The 742-nt window shown below is 50.0% G+C and carries 1 protein-coding gene; it reads left to right on the plus strand.

The window, feature by feature from the left end; all coding sequences use genetic code 11:
* A partial coding sequence (locus ACP45E_RS00725; RefSeq protein ID WP_141707160.1) for a hypothetical protein occupies positions 1 to 742 on the plus strand: 742 nt, incomplete at both ends.

Raw genomic sequence — 742 nt, forward strand, 5'->3', positions numbered from 1 at the left:
CGGCGGCATTGCAGCGTCAGGAAGCGGTGTCAGTTCGACCAATGATGTTTATACCTCTGTTAATAGTTACATCGACAATTCAGCGGACACAAACTACCAAATTGACGGCCAATCGCTAACGATTACGGCAGAAAACACGTCCAAGATTATGGCTGATGCTGGGGCGGCCTCAATCGCAGCAGGATTTGGTTCAGGCGGTGGTATTGCGGGCACCATAGGGGTGGCGCTAGCGAGAAATACCGTCAACAGCAATACTCGTGCTTACGCCAAAAATACCAAACTGGAGTTAGGTAGCGGAACATTAGACATCAATTCAACGACACACAATACTATTACGACCACGTCGGTTGCTGCTTCGGTGGGTATTGCAGTCGGTTCGGGTGGGGGGATCGCTCTAAGCGGAGCTGGCGCCGAATCGACCAATTCGATAATGGGTGATACTCATGCGTATCTTGAAGGCATGGATATTTTGAATGTCGGATTGATAGACATTGATGCGAAAAACACGTCTACCATTACCGCAACGGTGGCTTCTGTTGCCGTGACGGGGGCAGGTGGGTCTAGTGGTGGCGCTGGTTTATCTATTGGCGCATCGGTAGCGAATAATGAAATCGGCACATCTGGTGATGCTGTCTCTGTTGCTGCTTTTGTCAAGAATAGTAAGATCAATGCATCTGGTGTTCTGAATGCCAAGGCTCTTGGGAAAATGATTATTGATGCGGGGGTCGGTGCTGGCTCTGCC

This window comes from Vibrio genomosp. F10 str. 9ZD137 (assembly GCF_049974785.1).
In the GTDB taxonomy this organism is placed as follows: Bacteria; Pseudomonadota; Gammaproteobacteria; order Enterobacterales; family Vibrionaceae; genus Vibrio.